Consider the following 21,720-nt stretch of genomic DNA (forward strand, 5'->3'; position numbering starts at 1 on the left):
GTAAGCAAAACGCTCTTGCCCCAACACTCGGCACCTCGCTCACGCTCGGTGTGCCCGTAATCCGACAGGGATTTGGGGGGCCGCCGCCACGCGCCATCCATGGCGCGGGGCGGCTAAACCGGCATCCCTGCCGGTTTACCCCCCAAATCCCTGTCGAATTACGGCCAGCGTGTTTGACGGGGCGCCTGAGATCAAGATCAAGATCAAGAGCGGCTCGCTTCGCATCGTGGTTACTGTGGTTGCTAAAACGTTGTGTCGATGCTTGTGTTGGCATGGCTGCAACGGTCGTCATCTCATTTGCATTCGCCGCCACCGTCGATTTTGGAAAAAGCAGTTAGCCGTACGGGCCGGTGCCGGTCCGGTCGACCAGGCGGATGCTGTCACGGCCAGCCCGCTTGGATTCATACAGCGTGGTATCGCCTTGTTCAATCAGCGCCGTCAGGCTCGGCGGTGGTTGATCAAACAGGTTGGCGCCGATGCTCAGGGTGACCGGCGCGGGCGTGGCGAAGGTCTGCGCGGCCAGTTGGTGAAACTGGTCGCGCAGGCTGCTGCCCAGCGTGACAATCTGCTCCGTGGAGGCCGGGTTCAACAGGATCACGAACTCATCGCCGCCGAGGCGTGCGGCCAGCGCACCTCGGGGCACCACGCCGCGGATCATTTCACTCAACGCGATCAGCAAGCGGTCGCCGGCGATATGGCCGTGGAGGTCGTTGACCGATTTGAAGTTGTCGATATCGATCAGCAGCAACGCACCCGGTTGCGCCGGCGACACCTGGGCCAGCAGGCGTGGGGCGCGCAGGTCGAGGGCGCGGCGGTTGTACAGAGCGGTGAGGGGGTCGCGGGCAGCGAGGCGGGCGATCTGTTGTTCGCGTCGGTAGCGTTCGGAGCCGGTCATCGACAGGGCAATCAGCATGATTGCCATGGCGCCTTCCACGAGGGAGACCTGGATGATTTCGCCCTTGAACGCGGCAAGGTCGATCAAGGTGCCGGGGATCAGTACCGACAGGGCCTTGGCCACATAGAAGGTGCCATGGATCAGCAGCACATAACGCAATTGCACCGCGCCGATGCTCAACGATTTGCCATGGGGGCGCAGCAAAAAGCTGGCGCGCAAGGTCGGCAGCGCCACCAGCAGCGACTGCACCCCCAGCATGGCTTTGGACCACTGCAGGTCGGCCGGCAGCATCAGCATGCCGAACCAGACCGCCAGCATCAGCAGCCAAAGGCGTGACAGGCGCACCTGGGTGAACCGCGCCACGCCGAGCAAAAACAGAAAGTGCGCGCTCACCAGTAGGCCGTTGGCGAACCAGATGCCGATCATCACAAAGCCATTGATGCGCAGCAGCGCAAGCGTGGACCCGATGCTGATGGTCGCGAAACCGGCGCTCCAGTACAGCAGCGAAGGTTCACGCACACTGCGCCATTCAACGGCCAGGTACAGGGCGGCAGCGGCTGCCAGGGCAACGGTGAGTGCCAAAATCGTAGGAGGGTCGAGCGTCATGTGCTGCCGGGTCTGCCAGGGTTGCGTTGAAAACCGCGATTGTAAGCCTTCGCGAGCGGTTTTCGGAGCCTTACTGGCGAACGGCTATCAGCCCGCGGAGGTCGGTGCACGTAGGTCAGTGCACGCAGGTCAGTACAGAGGCACCGTTGCGCGGAACACCGTACCAGACGCCAGGCTCGACTCGACTTCAATCAACCCTTGGTGGGACGCCACAATTTCAGAAGCGATGAACAAGCCCAACCCGAGGCCTTCCGTGGGGCCGTGTTCAATCACCGCGCGTTGGGAAAAGCGCCCCATGGGGTTGAAGATAAATGGCAAAACGTCCACCGGGATGGGGTTGCCGCGATTGTGCACCGCGAACACCAACGTCTCTGCTGACGCCGACAATTGCACCTTGATCGGTGAACGCGCATCACCGTGTTGCACTGCATTGCTGATGATGTTGGAAAACACTTGCTCCATGCGCGGGCCATCGAAGGCGCCAGTGGCCTGGGTTGTCGCTTCGAACAGGATGTGTGAGTCGGGGTGAAACGCGCGGATTTCGTCGACGATCCGTTCACAGATCGGTGCCAGGTCGACGGCCGTGCGTTTGACCGGAATGCCGGGGCCCATCTGGCAGCGCGTCAAATCCAGCAGGTCGCCAACGATCTGGCTGGCGCGTTGGACACTGGTGTAAATCTGCGTGGCCACGCGGGTATTGCGCTCGCCCAAGGCCGGCGAACGCCTGAGCATGTCGGCGCCCAGCAGAATCGCACCCAGCGGCGTGCGCAGGTCGTGACCGAGAATGCCCAGGAAGACATTGCGCGACGCTTCTACCGCGCGCGAGTAGCTGGCGATGGATTCCGCCAGCGCCTGGTCGATGGCCTCATGAAAGCGGTTCATGTCGTCGACTTGCAGCGCCGTGCCGTGTTTGATCTGGTCAAGCCACTGGCTGAGTACGCTGGTGCGCAACGCACGGTATTCAGACACCATCTGGTCGATGGAGAACCCCGCCATCAAGCGGGTTACCGCATGCGTTTCAGCGGGGCTCTCGGTGTCATTCTGCGGTGCCAGCCCCTGAGCCTTTTCGGTTTGTTCCTGCACCGTCTGGCTGGTGCGCAGGTCGAGTACGATGGCGTGCAGCATCTGTTCGGCGTGATCACGCAGGCCTGCACGGTCGAGGTCGGCGCCTGGGGTCTGGATGGTGCGTGCAAAGTCTTCCCAGGCCTGAAGAATCGGTTCGAGGTTTGCAAGAATGAAGTCTGGCAGGCGCATGCGGGGGTTCCTTGGAGGGGCGGCGAGCAGAAATGCGCGGGAAGCTGCCAAACAAGGATTTAAGCACGGATTGGCTTGCGGCATGCTGCGCAGGCGTCCCTGCCTGCGTCAGTCATGCGGATAAGTGCGGTCAAATGCCTTTGGTAGACGGCAGCAAGACGGTCAGGATGCCCACCAGTGGCAGGAACGAGCACAGTTTGTAGACGTACTCGATACCGTGTGTGTCAGCGAGCAAACCGAGCAGCGCCGCGCCAATCCCGCTGAAACCGAACATCAGGCCGAAAAAGATCCCGGCGATCATGCCCACATTGCCCGGCACCAGTTCCTGGGCAAAGACCACGATGGCCGAGAAGGCCGAGGCGATGATAAACCCGATCACGACGCTCAATACCGCCGTCCAGAACAGGTCGACGTAGGGCAGCGCCAGGGTGAACGGCGCTGCACCAAGGATGGAGAACCAGATGACTTTCTTACGGCCGATCTTGTCGCCGATGGGGCCGCCCGCGAAGGTGCCGACCGCCACTGCGCCCAGGAACAGGAACAGGTACATCTGGGAGCTGGAGACCGACAGCTGGAATTTTTCGATCAGGTAGAACGTGAAGTAGCTGGTCAGGCTGGTCATGTACCAGTACTTGGAAAACACCAGCACGGCCAGTACGACCAGGGCGAAGGTCACGCGGCCTTTGGACAAACCATGGGTGGCTTTGCCGCCTTGCTTGAGCTTGAACAGGTTGAGGTGGTTGCGGTACCAGCGGCTCAAGCCGTACAGCACCAGGATCGCGAACACGGCAAACAGCCCGAACCAGGCGATATGGCCTTGGCCGTAGGGAATGATGATCGCCGCCGCCAGCAACGGGCCCAGCGCGCTGCCGGTGTTGCCGCCGACCTGGAAGGTCGATTGGGCCAGGCCGTAGCGACCGCCGGAGGCCAGGCGCGCGACACGCGAAGTTTCCGGGTGGAAGGTCGACGAGCCGACGCCGACCAGGCCGGCCGCCAGCAGGATCGCCGGGAAGTTGCCGACAAACGCCAGCATCAGGATGCCGATCAAGGTGCACACCATGCCCGCCGGCAGCAGCCACGGTTTGGGGTGGCGGTCGGTGTGGTAGCCGATCCAGGGTTGCAGCAGCGAGGCGGTGAGCTGGAAGGTCAGGGTGATCAGGCCCACTTGGGTGAACGACAGCCCGTAGTTGGCCTTGAGCATCGGGTAGATCGACGGCAGCACGGCCTGGATCAGGTCATTGATCAAATGCGCCAAGGCGCAGGCGCCGAGGATACGCATGACCAAGGGGCTGGCTTGGGGTGCAGTGGTTGCAGCGGCGGGTGACGCGGTGAGGGTCGACATGCAGGCATTCCATACAAGGCAGCTAATCAGAGGCGGCGACTTCTTAAGGTCACCATCCATTACAAAATGATTCGGCGTTTATGCTAGATTCGTCATGAATGCCTGTCTCGCGTAATTCGGGCGGCAACCATCGCAAAAAGGGCGAAATGATCAAACCACTGAATGAATTTCTCCAGGAAATCAACGAAGGCGCCTGGGCGGTCATCAGTTCCGCCACGGATTACCCGGAAAATTGGGTGATCCCCGACCACAGCCACGAAAAACATCAACTGCTCTACGCCATCGAAGGGGTGATGGTGGTGTACTCGGCGCTGAACCAGTGGACGGTACCGCCCAATCGCGGGATCTGGATGCCCAGCGGGCAGGTGCATTCGTTGCGCTGTGTCGGCACCCTGAAAATGCGCAGCGTGTTTGTGCGCCCGGACCGGTTCCCGAACATGCCCGGCGAGCCGAAGACGGTCAGCATCTCGCCGCTGCTGAGCGAGCTGATCAGGGCGTCGGTGAGTTTGAAACCGCCGTACGCCGAGGACTCGCGGGAGGCGCGGATCATGCACCTGATCCTCGACGAACTCGCCATCCTGCCGGCGCTGCCACTGGCGTTGCCCCAGCCCGCCGACCCGCGTATCAAGCAGATCTGCCTTGCGTTACAGGACGATCCGGGGGACGCCTCCACCGTGGCGGATTGGAGCGCGCGCCTGAACCTGGACCAGACCACCATCCAGCGCCTGTTCCGCAAGGCAACCGGCATGACCTTCGGCCAGTGGCGTCAGCAGGCGCGGCTGCTGCTGGCGCTGGAGCGCATTGCGGTGGGCGAGAAGGTGATCGATATCGCCCTGGAACTGGGCTATGAAAGCCCGAGCGCGTTTACCAGCATGTTCAAGAAACAGTTTGGCAAGACGCCGAGCCAGTTTTTCCGGTAATCACTGCACGGTGCCGGCGTGCACGTCGAGCAAGCTGTTGAGCGCCTCGATATCCAATGGCCGACTGAGGAAATAGCCTTGGCCCTCTTCACAGGCCACGGCCTTGAGCAGCGCCAGATGCTCGGCGGTTTCAATGCCTTCGGCCGTGACTGTTAGTGCCAGGGCGCGGCCCAGCCCGACAATCGCCTGGATAATTGCCTTGTCATCGTCACTTTCCTCCAGTCGGGTGAGGAAGCTGCGGTCTATTTTCAAACCATCGAACGGGAAGGCGCGCAGATAGCTCAGGGACGAGTAGCCGGTGCCGAAGTCATCCATGGCAATGCGTACGCCCAATTGCTTGAGTGTGCACATTACCTCAAGCGCCCCGGTGGCATCTTCAAGCATGACGCTTTCGGTGATTTCCAGTTCTACGCGCGCGGGATCAATGCCTGAGCTATTCAGCGCTTGCCGCGTACGCTCCACCAGGTTGCCACGCTTGAACTCCGTGGGTGACAGGTTGACGGACACAAAAAGAGGCTCCGGCCACTGCGCGGCACACACGCAAGCGGTCTCCAGTACCCAATCGCTCAGCGCCAGGATCAACCCGGACTCTTCGGCAATCGGAATAAAAGTGTCCGGCGCGATCAGGCCGCGTACCGGGTGCTGCCAGCGCACCAGCGCTTCGGCGCCGACCATTTGCCCGTCGGCGATGCGATAGCGGGGTTGGAAGTGCAGGCGCAGTTCCGCATGTTTGATCGCATACCGAAGGTCGCTTTCCAGACGCCGACGTTCGATGATCCGCGCATTCATGTCGCCGGAATAGAACCGCCAGGTATTGCGCCCGGCGGCCTTCGCCTCGTACAGCGCAATGTCGGCGTAACGCAGCAGTTCCGCGGCTTCGCGGGCATCGTTGGGCGCGATGGCAATCCCGATACTGGCGCTGATGAACACCTCTTGCTCGTCAATTCTGATCGTGCGTTCGATGGATTCGATCAACCGCTTACACAGGGTTTCGACTTCGTCCTGAGTGCCTGCATCGGTCAGGATCAGCACAAATTCATCGCCGCCGACACGAGCGACCAGATCACCATGGCGCACGCAGTCCGCCAGGCGCGCAGACACTTCGTTGAGCACCCGGTCACCGGCCGCGTGCCCGAGCAGGTCATTGACCGGCTTGAACCGATCCAGGTCCAGGCTGAGCATCACCAGGGGCTGTTCGGTGGAGGGCAGGGCTTTGAGTTTGCCGTCGAGGAACGCTTGCAGGCGGGTGCGGTTGGGCAGCCCGGTCAGGGCGTCATGCTGGGACAAGAACTCGATGCGCCGACGGGCTTCGACTTCTTCCGTCACGTCGGTGGCCGTCCCGCGAAACCCGCCGCACGGCATCTCTCGCGCCGACAGCCGAGTGGTGCGTTCCTGTCCTGCTGCATCGACGTAGCGACACTGCACGCTGATATCCGGGCGTCGTCCGGGTGCGCTGAGCCACTGGGAAAGCAGGCCCGACTCGGTCTCCAGCAAGTCGTTCATCGTCGCCCCGATCCACGCATAGCGGGTCAACCCGGTGACGCCTTCGAAGCGTTCCGACAGGTAAGTGAAGCGCCAACCGGCGTCGATTTCCCACACCCAGTCGGAGCTGGCCTCCACCACATCGCGAAAGCGTGCTTCGCTGGTGGCCAGGGCATTCTGGCTGTTCTGCAGCGACGAATGGCTCGCATCCAGGGCGAGCGCGGCGGCGGTGGTGCGGCGCGAAATGGCCCAGGTCATCAGGCACACCAGCAACGCGGCCAGGCCCAGCAGCGGCAGACCGACCCCCATAAGCCGCAAACCGGGCCGGGCCGGCTCCCAGTGCAGGCTGCCGGCGGTACCGTTGTCGCCGAGGGGAAAGAGCAACGTTTTGCCGATTTCATCGGGGCTGGCAATGTGCAGTTTGTTCACGCCGAACTCATCGCCGATCACGGCCAGTTTGGCGCTGTTGAGGATGTCGATGAAGATCAGCACCGAGGCCGGCCGGCCATCGGCCCGCACCGTGGGGTCGGTGCCGGGAGTGATGGCGGCGGCCGCCACCAGCGCGGGGCTGCCGTGCACGTTGATAAAGGTGGTGATCGGTGTTTCGCTGTCGGCACCCGCACGGGCCTGGTCGAGAATCCCGGCAATGGGCTGGCCCAGCCATTGCGTGAGGTCGATATCCAGCAGCTTGCCGTCGACGACCGCGTACACCGTGCGATCGGCGTCGTTGACCACAAACAGGCCTTGAAAACCGAAATCATCAAACAACGTGGCGCCGAGATTGCCCCGCATGTAAGCCCAGTCATTGTCGACTTTAACGTGCAAGTGCTTGTAGGCATCGCTCCAAAAGGCGTAGTCCTTGACGGTCACCCGTAAGGTTTTCTCCAGCGATTGCACGGCTTTACGGGTATAGAAGGCGCTTTCAACCTGCTCGGAACGGTCCAGTTCGTGGGCGAGGTAAACCAGCGAGTAGGCCGCGGCAGCAAATACCACGGCCAACAAGCCCATGAACCGGAACAGCGAGGTGCGCGCCAGTGAAAGGCTGGTGCGGTCGGAAAGCGAGCGGACGATAGGAGCGAGAGAGTTCGGCATTGTTTCCCGCAGAGCGTCGCTGCAAGTCAGGGGTATGACGTGTTATCGGCGGCCGTGGCAAAACGTTGAGAGCGTTGCAGCGGATCAGGGCTCACGCTGGAGCGCGTTGCGTCCCCTGGCTTTGGGCTTCACCGGCAGGCTATGCACCTACAACATCGCCAAGGAAGCCGTACGCGCACTCACACGCTCGGCGGCGCGAGAATGGGGAGTGGACAACATCACGGTCAACAACCTGTTGCCGGTGGCCGACACCTGGGGCGATGCGTATGACGCCCCGGCGCTGACCAATGTGCTGGGGCGTTACGGCTCGCCTGAAGATGACATTGCGCCGGTGGTGCTGTTCCTGGCCAGCCAGGACGCGCAATTCATTACCGGCTACAGCCTCACACCGGATGGCGGGCAAATCATCGACAGTGCGCGGTAACCGCTGGCGCGAGCCGCGAGCCACGCCAACACGGCTGCCGCACCCAGCACCGCCGCACTCAACTGGAAGGTAGCCTGGTAACCGCTCCAGTCAAACACGAGGCCGCCAACGATAGCGCCCGATGCTATCGCCAGCTGGATGATCGCGACCATCAAGCCACCCCCTGCCTCGGCATCGTCGGGCAGGGTTGTCGACAGCCAGGTCCACCAGCCCACCGGCGCGGCGGTGGCGACCAGGCCCCAGAGCCCCAGCAACAACGTGGTCATCACCATGGAGCTGCCGACCTTGACCAGCGCCAGCGCAATCCCCGCCATCACCAAAGGGATGATGATCAATGTCAGGAACACGCTCTTTTTCAGCAAACGCTCGATCAGGAGCGTCCCCACCAGTCCGGCCAGGCCCAGCACCAACAATATGAGCGACAACCGGGAAACACTGACCTGGGTGACAGCCTCCAGAAACGGTCGCAGGTAAGTGAACAGCATGAACTGGCCCATGAAAAACACGCTGACCGCCAGCATGCCCAAGGCCACCGGCTTGCGCTTCATCAAGCCCAACAGGCGGCCGTTTTTTGCCGCCCCCTGCGCTTTGATCGACGGCAGACTGAGCATCAGCCAGGCCGCCGCCAGCACTGCAACGGGGACGACGCAAAAGAACGCCCCGCGCCAGCCGATCAAGCCGCCGACGAAGCTGCCCAACGGTGCCGCGATCACCGTTGCCAGTGCGTTGCCGCCATTGACGATAGCCAATGCCCGCGGCACCTGGGCTGCGGGCACCAGGCGCATGGCGGTGGCGGCCGACAGTGACCAGAAGCCGCCGATGGCCACGCCGATCAACGCGCGGCCCAGCATGAACACGGAGTAATTGGGTGCGAATGCCACCACCGTGCCAGAAATGATCATCAGCAGGGTCAAGGACAGCAGCAAGCGCTTGCGTTCAACCCGCGCCGCCACGGCCGCAATTACCAGGCTGGTGAGCAAGGCAAACAGCCCTGATACCGAAATGCCCTGTCCGGCCTGGCCCTCGGTGATATGCAGGTCGGTCGCCAGCGGCGTCAACAGGCTCACGGGCAGGAACTCGGAGGCCACCAGGGCAAATGCCGCCAGTGACATTGCGAGTACGGCGCCCCAGTTTTTTGGCTCGGCGGTCGTCACTTCAGGTACTTCCTGAAAAAGCCGGCGAGCGTGTCGAACGGGATCAGGTCGACCCGGTCGTACAAGTCCACATGCCCGGCGTCGGGGATGATCACCAGTTCCTTGGGCTCGGCAGCACGCTGGTAGGCGTCCTCGCTGAATTCGCGGGAGTGCGCATTGGCGCCGGCAATCAGCAAGAGCGGACGCGGAGAAAGGGTCTCGATGTCATTGAACGGGTAGAAGTTCATGAACTTCACGTTGCTGCTCAGCGTCGGCCGGGTGGTGGTGTGTGGCGAGGCGCCGGTGGGGGTGAACTCACCGCGCGATGTGCGATAGAAATCGTAGAACTCATCGCCAACCGCATCGCCGGTCAGGGCGTTCGGTGTGCCGCCGGTGTAGACGGTGTCGCCCCCCTGGAATTCCACATAGCGCTGGTTGGCCGCTTGCAGCAGTACCTGTCGGCGTTGCGCCAAGGTCACGCCATGTTTGAGGCCATTGCGAGTCGCGGCGCCCATGTCGTACATGCTGACCGTGGCGATGGCCTTGAGGCGTGGGTCGATCTTCGCGGCAGCGATGGCGAAGCTGCCACTGCCGCAGATACCGATCACGCCAATGCGCTCGCGGTCGACGATTGGCTGGGTACCGAGGTAATCCACGGCGGCGCTGAAGGCTTCGCTGTAGAGCTCGGGCAACACCGCATTGCGTGGTGTGCCGGCACTTTCTCCCCAGAATGGGAGATCCAGGGATAACGTTACAAAACCCCGTTCTGCCATTTTGGTCGCATAGAGGTTCGCGCTCTGTTCTTTGACGGCACCCATCGGGTGGCCAACGATAATCGCAGCATTTCTGGAGGTGGGGGCAAGGTCCTTGGGCACAAACAGGTTGCCCGCGACCGCCATGCCGTATTGATTGTTGAAGGTGACCTTTTCGACATTGATCTTGTCGCTTGTGTAGAAGTTGTTGGCACCGTTGGACATATCGGCTCCCAGTGAAGAGGTGCAGGTCACCAGCAAACCCAGGGTGAGCAGGAGGTTTTTCATCGGATGATCCTTGAGGGGTTGGGTGCGCACATTTTCCCGGGGGCGGTCAGGGTTCTGTAGTGCGTTTGAATGGATTACTTGCCTGATCCTCTGAGTTCTGCGGTTTGCCGGGACGCCACGGACCGCTCGGGGTAAAGTCCGATGACGAGAGAAAAAGAGCCTGTCATGACTATCAATGAAACGCCCCTGGACGCGCTGATCCAGGCTATTGGATCGCGGGTGCAGGCACCGGGCGACTACCCCATGCCGATTCCTGGTCTTGGCTTCTACCGACGTGAACGGCCCGCAAGCCCCGTGGTGTGCATGGTCGAGCCGTGCATCGTGCTGGTTGCCCAAGGTGCAAAACAGCTGTGGGCGGGGGGTGAGGGTTATCCATACGATACTTCGCGCTTCCTGGTGACCTCACTGGACATTCCCGCCAATTCCGAAGTGCTGGTGGCCAGCCCCGAAAGACCTTGCCTTGGGCTCACCTTCAAGTTGGATTTGCGCATATTGGCCGAGCTGATCGCTCAGAGTGAGCTGCCGCCGGCGCGGGAGCGGGCGGTGCTGAAGGGGGTGGGCATCGGTACGGTGACCCAGGGCATGCTGGCGTCTTTCGCGCGTCTGGTGGCGCTGCTGGATGAACCCGAAGCAATTGCGGTGCTGGCACCGTTGATCCAGCGCGAGATTCACTATCGTCTACTGAAAAGCGACCAGGCGAGCCGATTGCGTCAGATCTGTTCCGTCGACGGGCAGGGCTATCGGATTGCCAAAGCGATTGATTGGCTGAAGCTCAATTACGACGCGGCATTGCGCGTCGATGAATTGGCGGCGCGCGTGCAAATGAGTGCGGCAACCTTTCATCATCACTTTCGCCAGCTGACGGCGATGAGCCCGTTGCAGTATCAGAAGTGGCTGCGCCTGAATGAGGCGCGGCGCTTGATGTTGAACGAGCACCAGGACGTGTCCAGTGCCGCGTTCAAAGTGGGCTATGAAAGCCCGTCACAGTTCAGCCGCGAGTACAGCCGCTTGTTCGGCATGCCGCCTAAGCGCGATGTGGCGGCACTGCGTGGCAAAGCGACTGTCAGTGATCAGCCGCCGTCAGGTTAGCGTAGAAAATACAACCGATCAGCCGCGCGAACAGGCTGAGGGTTTCCGGCAGGTTGGGGTCTTCAAACAGCGTCGCCCTGGAATCCAGCGCGCACAGCGCACCGAACAGGCGGCCGTCAGGCAGGAAGATCGGCGCACCGGCGTAGCTTTCGATGGCGAATTGCTTGACCACCGGGCGCGTGGCAAAACGGCCGCTCTGGCTGATCTGCGGGATGAACAGCGTCTGAGGGTTGATAAAGAACTCACTGCACAGCGTGGTTTCGAGGTCGAGCACGTCGTCGACCTGGATGCCCATTTCGGCGGTGTCGTGCACGGAGCAGACCACCCATTCCTGGTCGGTGAATTTGGCGAGGCCGGCAAAGCGCATGCCGGTCAGGCGGGTGACCAGTTGCAGGATGCTGGTGCTGGCTTCTATTTCGGCGATGGCAGCGCGCTCATCGGCGCTGAGCAGGGACTGTGCTGAGGTGACGCTAGGAATCATAGGTGAACACTCCAATTGCGTGGTGGTCCTGGCCCACCACGCACGTTGAGGGCTTAGTTAATCCGTGGATGCTGCTGCACAAGGTTGTTGCGCTTGGCTTCCAATTCGGCGATCTCGGCATCGATGTCTTCGATCTTCTGCTCGATATTGTCGTGATGTTCCTGCAGCAGCTCCTTGGCTTCTTCCATGTCCGAAGCGGCCGGCGCTGCGCCGCGCAACGGCTTGTTGGCGGTTTCTTTCATGGTCAGGCCGGTGACCAGGCCAACGACCGCAAACACCATCAGGTAGTAGGCGGGCATGTACAGGTCGTTGGTGCTTTCCACCAGCCAGGCCACGGCAGTCGGGGTGACGCCTGCGATCAACACCGACACGTTGAACGCACTGGCCAATGCACTGTAGCGCAGGTGCGTGGGGAACATCGCCGGGAGTGTCGAGGCCATCACCCCGATAAAGAAGTTGAGGATCACCGCCAGGATCAGCAAACCGGCGAAGATCAGCCCGATCTTGCCGCTGGTGATCAGCATAAAGGCAGGGATAGACAGGAACAGCAGGCCGATGCTGCCGGCGATGATGAACGGCTTGCGACCGATCTTATCGCTGACAAAACCGATGAACGGCTGCACGAACAGCATCCCGACCATGATCGCGATGATGATCAGCACGCCGCTGTTTTCTTTGTAATGCAGGTTATGCGACAGGTAGCTCGGCATGTAGGTGAGCAGCATGTAGTACGTCACGTTGGTGGCCGCGACGATGCCGATGCAGGTCAGCAGGCTGCGCCAGTGCTGGGTCGCGACTTCCTTGAACGACACTTTGGGACCGTGGGTCAGGCCTTCGCGGTCGCCTTGCTCGAGTTTGTCCATGTGCTGTTGGAACGCCGGGGTTTCTTCCAGCGCGTGACGCAGGTACAGGCCGATGATGCCCAGGGGCAGGGCGAGGAAGAACGGCAGGCGCCAGCCCCACGCTTCGAACTCGGCTTCACCCAACACGGTGGAAATCAGTACAACCACACCGGCGCCGAGCACGAAACCGGCGATGGAGCCGAAGTCCAGCCAGCTGCCCAGGAAACCGCGCTTGCGGTCCGGGGCGTATTCGGCGACGAAGATCGACGCGCCGGTGTATTCACCGCCGACCGAGAAGCCCTGGGCCATTTTGCACAGCAATAGCAGGATCGGCGCCCAGATGCCGATGGAGGCATAGCCGGGAATCAAGCCAATGGCAAAGGTGCTCAGGGACATGATCACAATGGTGGCGGCGAGTACTTTTTGCCGCCCGTATTTATCGCCCAGTGCGCCGAAGAACAGACCGCCCAGCGGGCGAATCAGGAAGGGCACCGAAAAGGTACCCAATGCAGCGATCATTTGTACGCTGGGCGAGGCGTCCGGGAAGAACACCTTGCCGAGCACATAGGCGACAAACCCGTAGACGCCGAAGTCGAACCATTCCATGGCGTTACCCAAGGCGGCAGCGGTGATTGCCTTGCGCACCTTGGCGTCGTCAACGATGGTGATGTCTTTCAAACCGATGGGTTTGACGCTTTTCTTACGTAATTTCATGCGGGGGCACTCTAAAGCAGAACAGGGGAGGTGCCATCGCAGCGATGGCACCGCTCTGTCAGTTCAGATACAAGCGGACATGAAATAATTCACCCGTATTTGCGTTTTTTTGCAGATGCATTGAACTTTGTGAATTTTCCAGAGAGTTATCCGAATGCTCGCCAGCCCCGCGCGTCTCACCTACCGTCAGCCACTCCCCAGCGACCTGCAGCCATTGTTCGCGATCTTCGGCGACCCTCGGACCCACCTGTTCAACCCCGCCGGCCCCCTGACGTGCCTGGCCGATGCGCAACGCCTGCTCGACGGCTGGCTCGAGCAGTGGGCCAGCGAGGGCTATGGCTGGTGGGCGATTGCGCGCCACGCAGCACCCGAGCACATCATCGGCTTTGGCGGTATCGCGCCTCTCAATTACCTGACGCAAAGGCGCATCAACCTGGGTTACCGCTTTGCCGAGCAAGCCTGGGGCCAGGGCTATGCCACCGAAGTGGGGCGCGATGCCCTGAAGTTGGCATTTGAAACCCTGGCGTTACCCGAGGTATTTGGCCTGGTCCGGCCCGACCATGCGGCGTCGATCCGCGTGCTGGAGAAGCTTGGCATGCAGCCTTTCGGCGTGCTCGATGATGTACCCGGCAAGCCACCCAGCCGGGTATTCAGGATTTGTCATCCTACAACCGCTCAAAGCTGACACTTTTCACAGCCGCGCAAGACCTCATATAACCCTAATCTTTCAGATTGACAGGGGATAGGGACCTCGATATAAAAGCCACAGTTGTACGACGACATATGACGTTACATATGTCCTACCTAACAAAAATAAAAAGTGATGCCATGAACTTGATCGAGCCCATCCATGCTCATCGCGTTGGCCAAGCAGTAGGTAACTACCGCTGGACCATCTGCGCGATGCTGTTTTTCGCGACCACCGTCAACTACCTCGACCGCCAGGTGCTCAGCTTGCTGGCGCCGCAACTGTCGACGCAATTTGGCTGGAGCAACACCGATTACGCCAACATTGCCGCAGTGTTCCAGTTTGTCTACGCGATCTCCATGCTGTTCGCCGGGCGTTTTGTCGACAAGATCGGCACCAAGGCGGCCTACGTGGTGGCGATCGGCATCTGGTCCACAGGCGCCATCATGCATGCGTTCTCGGTACCGATGGGCGAGGGCATCGCGGCGATCAGCGGTGCAATCGGCCTGGCGGTGATTCCGGTGTCGATTGCCGGCTTTATGCTCTCCCGCGCCGTGCTGGCGATTGGCGAAGCGGGCAACTTCCCGATTGCGATCAAGGCCACCGCTGAATATTTCCCCAAGAAAGAACGCTCCCTGGCCACGGGTATCTTCAACTCCGGTGCCAACGTTGGGGCGATCCTGGCGCCGATCTGCGTGCCGTTGATTGCCGGGTTATGGGGCTGGGAAGCGGCCTTCATCGTGATCGGCGGCCTGGGCTTTGTATGGGTGGCGGTGTGGGTCGCGCTGTACAAGAAGCCGGATGAGCAAAAACGCCTGTCGGCCGCCGAGCTGGCGTATATCCGCAGCGACCAGACCGTGCAGCCGTTCACCCCGGCAACTGCGGGCGTGGCAGAGAAAAAAGTCTCGTGGTTCAAGTTGCTCACCTACCGCCAGACCTGGGCCTTCGCCTTCGGCAAGTTCATGACCGACGGCGTGTGGTGGTTCTTCCTGTTCTGGCTGCCCACCTACTTGTCGGCGCAATACGGCATGAAAGGTCCCGACATCGTGCTGCCCCTGGCGGTGCTGTACAGCATGACCATGGTCGGTAGCATCGGCGGCGGCTGGTTCCCGAGCTACTTCATGGCCCGTGGCGATGCGCCGTATGACGGCCGCATGAAAGCCATGCTGGTGATCGCCCTGTTTCCGTTGGTGGTGCTGTTGGCGCAACCCCTGGGCTACATCAGCTTCTGGGTGCCGGTATTGTTGATCGGCGTGGGCGCGTCGGCGCACCAGGCGTGGTCGTGCAACATCTTTACCACCGTCTCCGATATGTTCCCGCAGAAGACCGTGGCCTCGGTGGTCGGCATCGGCGGCATGGCCGGCGGTTTGGGCGGGGTGGTGATGACCAAGATTGGTGGCTGGGTGTTCGACTACTACAAGTCAGTCAACGATATCCACACCGGCTACATGATTATGTTCGCGATCTGTGCGCTGGCCTACCTGGTGGCCTGGAGCGTGATGAAGACGCTGGTGCCGCGCCACAAGGAAATCACCGACCTGTAAGGCTTGACGTCCCGCGCGGCAATCGCGCGGGACCGTTTCACAGCGCGCGGGCCCAGGTCTGGCTGACCAGGGATTTACCGAAGCTGACCATCGGTTCCTCCTCCACCAACTCAAACCCGGCTTTCTGATAGAGCTTGCGCGCATCGGTCAGGATGTCCACGGTCCACAGCAGCATGCGGGTGTAGCCCACCTGGCGGGCAAAACGCACGCACTCGTCCACCAAACGCTGGCCGATGCCCATGCCCCGCGCGCTGGCATCCACGTAGAGCATGCGCAACTTGGCTGTGGTGTCGTCATGGCGGATCACAAACACCGACCCCACCACGTCACCGTCCTTTTCCGCGATCCAGCAACGCTCGGAGGTCGGATCAAATTCGCGCAGGTACTTGGCGACAATCTCCGCCACCAGCGCTTCGAATTCCCAATTCCAGCCATATTCACGCGCGTATATCGCGGTTTGTTGTTGCACCACCAACCCCATGTCGCCGGGTTGTGGATCGCGTAGCAGATAGCTGGGCGCCGTGCCTTGCAGCAGGGCCTGGATGCGTTTCATGGCTTCGGTGAGCTGATGCTGTTGCTGCTCCGGCAGGCTGTCGAGCAGGGCGATGACTTCGTTCTGGGTGCGTTGCTCCAAGGGCGCCAACACGGCGCGACCGAGATCGCTGAGGTGCAATTGCACCGCGCGAGCATCGGTAACGGAGCGGACTTTCTGGATCAGGCCGCGCTTTTCCAGGCCGCCTACCAGCCGGCTCAGGTAACCCGCGTCCAGGCTGAGCATGTGGCACAGGTCAGCGCTGGTGAGATCGCCTCGGGAAGACAACTCGTACATCACGCGGATTTCGGTGAGCGAGTAGTCGCTTTGCAGCAGGTGTTCCTGCAGCACGCCGATCTGCTGCGTATAGAAGCGGTTGAAGCCGCGCACGACACCGGCGCGCTCGATCAGCAGAGGGGTAGACATGCGCGAATACTCGAATGGTTGCCTGGGGCAATTATATTGTTGCTTCAGGCAAGCATGTCAATCCATTTGATCAGGTGCGCACAACCATTGCCCGTGCTGGCCTGTTGCGGTCATTGCCGTATTTCCTTCAAGGCGTGACGCGTGGTGGCGGGCTGCCTGGCCGTCAGAATAATGCGAACAGCCAGGACCACACCGATCAATACCGCGGCTATCCCGGCCGTTTCCATGAGCGTGGGCCAGCGCGTGCTGAACCACAGGCCGAGCAGGCTGGCGAACAGGGATTCAAGGGCTATCAACTGGCTGCTCAGCACCATCGGCAGACGCTGGGTCGCAGCGTTCCAGGCCCAGGCGCCGATCAGGGTCGACATCAGCGCGATAAACAAACACCAGGCATACAATGGCCCCGCCTGGGCAAAGCCGAAACCGAGGGTTGGCAGCTTGAACAAGCCCAGCATCTGCGCCAGCGGTACCAGGCAGAGCGTGGCAATACCACTGCCCGTCAGCATGAGCGCGGTCCAGACGCCGGTTGCGGAGGGCGCGAGGGCCTGCAAGTGCTTCTGGTTGATCACGCTGAAGCCCACCCACACCACCACGGCACCTACTGAAAAGCACAGACCGGCCAGCCAGTCGCCACTGTTCGCAGGAGCGTGTTGGAGGCTGCTGAGATTCGACAGCAGCAATCCTGCCGTCAAGAACCCCAGCGGGATGGCCAGCCGGCACCAGCGCACGGTCTTGTTCCTGGCGTTACCGAGCAGGGCCAGTAACACGGGGACCAGGCTGACAAACGTCGGGGTCAACACCGGGCCGCCGAAGACGACGCCAGCGGTAATGCAGGCGCCGTAGCCCAGGCAGCCCGTTACACCGAGTCCGGCAGCGATCCACAACCGGCGCGGGCCAAGACAGCGCAATTGGGCGCGGTACAGGATCAACCCCGCGCAGCCGAGTACGCCGGCAATCAGGTACCGCACCGCCATGAAGTCAAAGAGGCTGTATTCACCGGTGACGTATGGCGCGATGAAATTCAGCGCCCAGCCCAGGGGCGCGATAACGGCAAGGCTTACGCCGAGGAAAGCGGAGGTCTGCATGGAGAGTGTCCCTGAAGTCATGCATTCATGGTGCCCAGCCACGCGGGTATGCTACAAACGAGTTCTCAGCCCTGGATGCATAACCTCAGATTATGAATGCACTCGGCAAAACCTTACCGCCGCTCGCGAGCTTGTTGCCCTTTGAAGCGGCGGCGCGCCTGGAGAGTTTCTCCAGGGCGGCCGATGAGCTTCACATCACCCAGGCCGCTATCAGCCGGCAGATTCGGGGCCTGGAAGACAACTTGGGCGTCAAGCTGTTTTCAAGGCGCAATCGCGCAGTGTTCCTCACCCAGGAAGGGCGTGAGCTCGGGCGGGTGGTGAGCCTTGCGCTGCAAAGCATCAGCGAGGGGGCCGCCAGCCTGCGCGCGTCGCACCACCGCAACCGGGTGGTGCTGCTGTGCCAATTGTGCGAAGCGTTTTATTGGCTGATGCCGCGCCTCTCCACGTTTCACCAGCAGTACCCGCACATCGAGATCCAGGTGGTGACCTCCACCCGGCCACTCACGGAATTCAATGGCCCTTTCGACGTGGCGCTGCAAAGCACCTGGCGCGCCAGTGGCTCGCATCCGTTGATGTTCACCGCCTCCGACGAGGTGTTTCCGGTGTGCAGTCCCGCCTACCTGAGCGCGGAACAACCGCTGCCGATCACCGAATTGCAGTCCTATACATTTTTGCACCACAGGGCTGACGCGCCCCACTTGATGGAGTGGGATGAGTGGCTACGGGTGTTCGGGCAGTTGATGGCCGGGAATGCACGCAGTGCCAGCTTCGACAGTTACCCGCTGATGCTGCAAGCGGCCGTGGAAGGGCACGGTATCGCCATGGGCTGGCGGCGTACGGCGAGTCGGTTGATTGAAAGCGGCGCGCTCGTAAGGCCGTGTGCGCAGAGTGTGCATTTGCCTGAGGCTATTTCGGTGTACAGGCACCAAGGGGAGAGGGACCGGGCGGAGGTTTCGGCCTTGCTGGCTTGGCTGGAAGCGCAGTTGCAGGATGACGAGGGGGAAGGCGTCGGCGAGCGCGTCACCCGTAGCTAACCCGGCGTCCTGCCGGGTTAGCCCCCGATTCAAGCCTGGGTTCGGGCACCGTGTTAGACGGGGCGCCCGAGGTTAAAAGCAGATCACGCGCAGCCAGCTACTGATTACGTGTCACCCGCCACACGGTATTGGCCAAGTCATCAGCAATGATCAGCGCACCTTTCGGGTCCACCGTCACACCCACCGGACGCCCACGGGTCTTGCCGTCGTCACCGCGAAAGCCAGTGGCAAAGTCGATCGGCTCACCGGACGGCTTGCCGTTGCTGAAGGGCACAAAGATCACCTTGTAGCCCACTGGGTTGTCGCGGTTCCAACTGCCGTGCTCGCCGACGAACACGCCGTCGGCAAATTTCTCGCCCATTTGCGGGATCGAAAAGTCCACGCCGAGCGCCGCCACGTGGGAACCCAGGCTGTAATCCGGCTTGATCGCGGCGGCGACCTTGGCCGGGTTCTGCGGTTGGGCGCGCGGGTCGACGTTCTGGCCCCAATAGCTGTAGGGCCAGCCGTAAAACGCGCCTTCGCGCACGGAGGTCAGGTAGTCCGGCACCAGGTCCGGGCCGAGCTCGTCGCGTTCGTTGACCACCGTCCACAATTGCCCGGTGTCCGGCTGGATGGTCAGTGCCGTCGGGTTACGCAAGCCGGTGGCGTAGGGCTTGTGCGCGCCGGTAGTGGCGTCGATCTGCCAGACCATCGCACGGTCGATCTCCACTTCCATGCCACGTTCGGTGACGTTGCTGTTGGAGCCGATACCGACGTAGAGCTGGCTGCCGTCGGCGCTCACGGCCAGGGATTTGGTCCAGTGATGATTGATCTGTGCCGGCAGGTCGGTGACGGTGCTGGGCGGGCCGCTGGCCTTGGTCTGGCCGTCGGCGTAGTCGAAGCTCACCAGCGCGTCCTGGTTGGCCACGTAGAGTTTGCCGTTGGCAAACGCCAGGCCGTACGGTGCGTTGAGGTTGTCGGCGAACACCGTCTTGAGTTCGTAGGTGCCGTCACCATCGGCGTCGCGCAGCAACGTCAGGCGGTTGCCGCTCTTGACCTTGGTGTTGCCTTCGGCCTTGATCAGGCTGGCGATCACATCCTTGGGCTTGAGCTTGGCCGCGCTGCCGCCACGGCCTTCGGCCACGAGGATGTCACCGTTGGGCAACACCAGGGTCTGGCGCGGGATGGCGAGGTCCGTGGCGATCGCCGTGACGCTGAAGCCTTCCGGAACCTTGGGTTTCTGCTCGCCCCAGGGCGCAGGCTCGGCGATCTTCATGCTCGGCAACAGGCTGCTTTGTTGTTCCGGCAGCTTGGGGTCGGGGCCGCGGGCCTGGGTCTTGTCGCCTTCGCCACCGCAGGCGGCGAGCAATAATGTGGCGCTCAACAGGGTCAGGGTGCTGGACGTTTTCATTTGACACCTCCCGCGCGCAGGCCGGTCCAGGTGGCCGCCAGTGTCAGCAGCAAGACGATGGCCGACAGGACCAGGCCGGTCGGCATCGAGGCATAGGCATCCTTGGCATGCTGGAAGGCATTGACCAGGCCCACTACCCAGGTGGCCAACAGCAGCAGGACATAGCGTGTGGGTTGCCCGGCCTTGCGTTCGGCACGGAGCAGGTTGACCAGCGCGAACAGAAACGCGAAGCCAGCAAACACCAGCGCGCCGGCAATCAACCAGGACGCGAAGTTGGCCCATTGAATCTGGTAGGTCTGGGTGTAGGCAATGTCGCTGAGCAAGGCACCGAGAAACAACGGCACGGTGCCGGCCAGTAAGGTCGCATGCAGCGGCCCGGGTGTGTATCGGTAAGCGGGAAGGGTAGTCATCGTGGTAGCGGCTCCTTGTTGTACAACGCCCCTTAGCAGGGCAGCGCATAGGAAATGAACGCACCGCGTGTCAGAAAGTTCAGCGTGAATCGTGTCGAAATATTGTGAACCCACTGGGCCAGTTTCGGCCTAACGCCGTATCATTTCCGCACTTTTATTCCGTCAGGCGCTTCCATGACTCATCCTCGCATCGGCTTTGCATGCCAGTACAAGCATCCCGAACGCCTGCTGTCGGCCAGCGCCTTGAAGCTGATCGAAGGCCCCTTCAACCCGCGCACGACCACGTTGCGTTGGATGGAGAGTGTCTCGCCGCAGGTGGCTCGCGACAAATTGGTGGAAGTGGTCACCCACAACCTGGCCGCCCAATTACGCCTGCTGAGCTATGTCGCCGGACTGCCACCGACCCTGCGCATGCTGCGCCTGAGCAGTGATCTGCTGCCGTTCTATAGCCATCCGAACGTTGCCGCCGTCTATAAAGACCCGGCCATCGAGCGTCAATTGGTGGAAGGTTTCGCCGCCATCGGCGAGCTGGCCCGCGCTGCGGATATCCGCCTGTCGTTCCACCCCGGCCAGTACTGTGTGCTCGGTTCGGAGAACCCCGGCGTGGTGGAAAACAGCCTGGCTGAATTCGAATACCACGCCGACATGATCCGCATGATGGGTTACGGCCGGCGCTTCCAGGACCTCAAGTGCAATGTGCATATTGCCGGCCGCCTCGGGGTGGAAGGCACCCGTGCGGTGTGGTCGCGCCTGTCGGAAGTGGCGCGCAACTGCATCACCTTTGAGAACGACGAAAAGACCTACGGCCTCGATCATTGCCTGCAAGTGGCCGACCTGGCGCCGGTGGTGCTGGACATTCACCACTGTTGGGTCAACGAAAACCACTACATCGACCCCCACTCGGAGCGGGTCGCCCGCGTGATCGAAAGCTGGCGCGGCGTACGGCCGACCCTGCACTATTCCCAACCTCAGGAGAGCCTGCAGGAACTGGGATTCGACGCCGAGCATAAGCTGGAAATGGACGCGCTGTTGCAGGTGGTGTCCAAGCGCGACCTGTACGCCCACAGCGCGCAGATGTGGAACCGCTGGACCAACGACTACGCGCTGCAATTTCTCGATCGCTTCGACATCATGCTTGAAGCCAAGGACAAGAACGTCGCCTCATTGGCGTTCTATGAGCACTGGAAGCGGCGCAGCCCACCTTGAAGAGGGGCCATCGCAATAGCTCAAGGCGTGCAGGACGTTGTGCGATCAATCCTCAGCCTGCATGCTGGCAGGCCTGACACAAGGAACCGCC

At 61.6% G+C, this 21,720-nt stretch carries 19 protein-coding genes; 7 read left to right on the plus strand and 12 right to left on the minus strand.

Translation table 11 applies throughout. The annotated features are described in order from the left end of the window. Nucleotides 1–334: 334 nt before the first annotated feature. From BM403_RS04965 to BM403_RS04975, 3 genes are all read right to left on the minus strand, one after another. A complete protein-coding gene (locus tag BM403_RS04965; RefSeq protein WP_093541860.1) occupies nucleotides 335–1,501 on the minus strand; it encodes a GGDEF domain-containing protein in 1,167 nt (388 codons plus the stop codon). A gap of 129 nt (nucleotides 1,502–1,630) precedes the next feature. After that, on the minus strand, nucleotides 1,631–2,755 hold the full coding sequence (locus tag BM403_RS04970; protein WP_012724603.1) for a sensor histidine kinase: 1,125 nt from the start codon (nucleotides 2,753–2,755) through the stop codon (nucleotides 1,631–1,633). Between the two features lie 130 nt (nucleotides 2,756–2,885). Further along, entirely contained in the window at nucleotides 2,886–4,097 is a 1,212-nt protein-coding gene (locus BM403_RS04975; protein WP_012724602.1) for an MFS transporter, read from the minus strand. Nucleotides 4,098–4,195: 98 nt separating this feature from the next. Here BM403_RS04975 and BM403_RS04980 point away from each other — a divergent pair, with 98 nt between their 5' ends. After that, nucleotides 4,196–5,017 (plus strand): AraC family transcriptional regulator, encoded by an 822-nt coding sequence (locus BM403_RS04980; protein ID WP_093541863.1) that lies wholly within the window; start codon nucleotides 4,196–4,198, stop codon nucleotides 5,015–5,017. On the opposite strand, the gene BM403_RS04985 is transcribed toward BM403_RS04980, so the two are convergent. Beyond that, nucleotides 5,018–7,591: a bifunctional diguanylate cyclase/phosphodiesterase gene (locus tag BM403_RS04985; RefSeq protein ID WP_093541865.1), complete on the minus strand. Its 2,574-nt coding sequence runs from the start codon at nucleotides 7,589–7,591 to the stop codon at nucleotides 5,018–5,020. Nucleotides 7,592–7,697: 106 nt separating this feature from the next. Between BM403_RS04985 and BM403_RS04990 the strand changes: the two genes are divergently transcribed. After that, a complete protein-coding gene (locus BM403_RS04990; RefSeq protein ID WP_224795913.1) occupies nucleotides 7,698–8,015 on the plus strand; it encodes an SDR family oxidoreductase in 318 nt (105 codons plus the stop codon). On the opposite strand, the gene BM403_RS04995 is transcribed toward BM403_RS04990, so the two are convergent. Further along, on the minus strand, nucleotides 7,967–9,127 hold the full coding sequence (locus BM403_RS04995) for an MFS transporter (protein WP_093541947.1): 1,161 nt from the start codon (nucleotides 9,125–9,127) through the stop codon (nucleotides 7,967–7,969). The genes BM403_RS04990 and BM403_RS04995 overlap by 49 nt on opposite strands. A 38-nt stretch (nucleotides 9,128–9,165) precedes the next feature. Next, nucleotides 9,166–10,188: an alpha/beta hydrolase gene (locus tag BM403_RS05000; RefSeq protein WP_093541867.1), complete on the minus strand. Its 1,023-nt coding sequence runs from the start codon at nucleotides 10,186–10,188 to the stop codon at nucleotides 9,166–9,168. Nucleotides 10,189–10,353: 165 nt separating this feature from the next. Here BM403_RS05000 and BM403_RS05005 point away from each other — a divergent pair, with 165 nt between their 5' ends. After that, nucleotides 10,354–11,277: an AraC family transcriptional regulator gene (locus BM403_RS05005; RefSeq protein ID WP_093541869.1), complete on the plus strand. Its 924-nt coding sequence runs from the start codon at nucleotides 10,354–10,356 to the stop codon at nucleotides 11,275–11,277. Here the strand turns inward: BM403_RS05005 and BM403_RS05010 are convergent. Then, nucleotides 11,252–11,758, minus strand: a complete 507-nt coding sequence (locus BM403_RS05010; RefSeq protein ID WP_093541871.1) for a GAF domain-containing protein — start codon at nucleotides 11,756–11,758, stop codon at nucleotides 11,252–11,254. The two genes, BM403_RS05005 and BM403_RS05010, sit on opposite strands and share 26 nt — an antisense overlap. A 53-nt stretch (nucleotides 11,759–11,811) precedes the next feature. Continuing rightward, the gene (gene proP / locus BM403_RS05015; RefSeq protein WP_012724594.1) at nucleotides 11,812–13,314 is read right to left on the minus strand and encodes a glycine betaine/L-proline transporter ProP; all 1,503 of its coding nucleotides are present in this window, start codon (nucleotides 13,312–13,314) and stop codon (nucleotides 11,812–11,814) included. 154 nt (nucleotides 13,315–13,468) lie between these two features. Between proP and BM403_RS05020 the strand changes: the two genes are divergently transcribed. Beyond that, nucleotides 13,469–13,999 carry a GNAT family N-acetyltransferase gene (locus BM403_RS05020; protein ID WP_093541873.1) on the plus strand — a complete coding sequence of 177 codons (531 nt, stop codon included), beginning with the start codon at nucleotides 13,469–13,471 and terminating at the stop codon, nucleotides 13,997–13,999. Between the two features lie 143 nt (nucleotides 14,000–14,142). Next, entirely contained in the window at nucleotides 14,143–15,546 is a 1,404-nt protein-coding gene (locus BM403_RS05025; RefSeq protein WP_093541876.1) for an MFS transporter, read from the plus strand. Nucleotides 15,547–15,583: 37 nt separating this feature from the next. Here BM403_RS05025 and BM403_RS05030 read toward each other — a convergent pair whose 3' ends face one another. Both BM403_RS05030 and BM403_RS05035 read right to left on the minus strand, forming a co-directional pair. Then, a complete protein-coding gene (locus BM403_RS05030) occupies nucleotides 15,584–16,504 on the minus strand; it encodes a bifunctional helix-turn-helix transcriptional regulator/GNAT family N-acetyltransferase (RefSeq protein ID WP_012724591.1) in 921 nt (306 codons plus the stop codon). 110 nt (nucleotides 16,505–16,614) lie between these two features. Continuing rightward, entirely contained in the window at nucleotides 16,615–17,589 is a 975-nt protein-coding gene (locus tag BM403_RS05035; protein ID WP_093541878.1) for a DMT family transporter, read from the minus strand. A 92-nt stretch (nucleotides 17,590–17,681) separates the two neighbouring features. Between BM403_RS05035 and BM403_RS05040 the strand changes: the two genes are divergently transcribed. Then, nucleotides 17,682–18,623, plus strand: coding sequence for a LysR substrate-binding domain-containing protein (locus tag BM403_RS05040; RefSeq protein ID WP_093541880.1), 942 nt, complete (start codon nucleotides 17,682–17,684; stop codon nucleotides 18,621–18,623). Between the two features lie 97 nt (nucleotides 18,624–18,720). On the opposite strand, the gene BM403_RS05045 is transcribed toward BM403_RS05040, so the two are convergent. Beyond that, nucleotides 18,721–20,013, minus strand: a complete 1,293-nt coding sequence (locus tag BM403_RS05045) for a PQQ-dependent sugar dehydrogenase (RefSeq protein WP_012724588.1) — start codon at nucleotides 20,011–20,013, stop codon at nucleotides 18,721–18,723. Next, a complete protein-coding gene (locus BM403_RS05050; protein WP_046036189.1) occupies nucleotides 20,010–20,423 on the minus strand; it encodes a DUF2231 domain-containing protein in 414 nt (137 codons plus the stop codon). The genes BM403_RS05045 and BM403_RS05050 overlap by 4 nt, the downstream gene beginning before the upstream one ends. 174 nt (nucleotides 20,424–20,597) lie before the next feature. On the opposite strand from BM403_RS05050, the gene BM403_RS05055 reads away from it, so the two are divergent. Continuing rightward, complete coding sequence (locus tag BM403_RS05055; protein ID WP_012724586.1) at nucleotides 20,598–21,629, plus strand: apurinic/apyrimidinic endonuclease family protein; 1,032 nt, start codon at nucleotides 20,598–20,600, stop codon at nucleotides 21,627–21,629. The last annotated feature ends 91 nt before the right edge of the window (nucleotides 21,630–21,720 follow it).

Origin of the sequence: Pseudomonas sp. OV546 (assembly GCF_900116845.1) — a bacterium.
Classification (GTDB): domain Bacteria; phylum Pseudomonadota; class Gammaproteobacteria; order Pseudomonadales; family Pseudomonadaceae; genus Aquipseudomonas; species Aquipseudomonas petroselini.

Coding starts and splice junctions, on each gene's coding strand:
- BM403_RS05035 (WP_093541878.1), bottom strand. CDS start 17,589: ATGCAGACCTCCGCTTTCCTCGGCGTAAGCCTTGCCGTTATCGCGCCC.
- BM403_RS05000 (WP_093541867.1), bottom strand. CDS start 10,188: ATGAAAAACCTCCTGCTCACCCTGGGTTTGCTGGTGACCTGCACCTCT.
- BM403_RS04965 (WP_093541860.1), bottom strand. CDS start 1,501: ATGACGCTCGACCCTCCTACGATTTTGGCACTCACCGTTGCCCTGGCA.
- BM403_RS05025 (WP_093541876.1), top strand. CDS start 14,143: ATGAACTTGATCGAGCCCATCCATGCTCATCGCGTTGGCCAAGCAGTA.
- proP (WP_012724594.1), bottom strand. CDS start 13,314: ATGAAATTACGTAAGAAAAGCGTCAAACCCATCGGTTTGAAAGACATC.
- BM403_RS05010 (WP_093541871.1), bottom strand. CDS start 11,758: ATGATTCCTAGCGTCACCTCAGCACAGTCCCTGCTCAGCGCCGATGAG.
- BM403_RS05040 (WP_093541880.1), top strand. CDS start 17,682: ATGAATGCACTCGGCAAAACCTTACCGCCGCTCGCGAGCTTGTTGCCC.
- BM403_RS05020 (WP_093541873.1), top strand. CDS start 13,469: ATGCTCGCCAGCCCCGCGCGTCTCACCTACCGTCAGCCACTCCCCAGC.
- BM403_RS05045 (WP_012724588.1), bottom strand. CDS start 20,013: ATGAAAACGTCCAGCACCCTGACCCTGTTGAGCGCCACATTATTGCTC.
- BM403_RS04980 (WP_093541863.1), top strand. CDS start 4,196: ATGCCTGTCTCGCGTAATTCGGGCGGCAACCATCGCAAAAAGGGCGAA.
- BM403_RS05050 (WP_046036189.1), bottom strand. CDS start 20,423: ATGACTACCCTTCCCGCTTACCGATACACACCCGGGCCGCTGCATGCG.
- BM403_RS04985 (WP_093541865.1), bottom strand. CDS start 7,591: ATGCCGAACTCTCTCGCTCCTATCGTCCGCTCGCTTTCCGACCGCACC.
- BM403_RS04975 (WP_012724602.1), bottom strand. CDS start 4,097: ATGTCGACCCTCACCGCGTCACCCGCCGCTGCAACCACTGCACCCCAA.
- BM403_RS05005 (WP_093541869.1), top strand. CDS start 10,354: ATGACTATCAATGAAACGCCCCTGGACGCGCTGATCCAGGCTATTGGA.
- BM403_RS04970 (WP_012724603.1), bottom strand. CDS start 2,755: ATGCGCCTGCCAGACTTCATTCTTGCAAACCTCGAACCGATTCTTCAG.
- BM403_RS04995 (WP_093541947.1), bottom strand. CDS start 9,127: ATGTCACTGGCGGCATTTGCCCTGGTGGCCTCCGAGTTCCTGCCCGTG.
- BM403_RS05055 (WP_012724586.1), top strand. CDS start 20,598: ATGACTCATCCTCGCATCGGCTTTGCATGCCAGTACAAGCATCCCGAA.
- BM403_RS05030 (WP_012724591.1), bottom strand. CDS start 16,504: ATGTCTACCCCTCTGCTGATCGAGCGCGCCGGTGTCGTGCGCGGCTTC.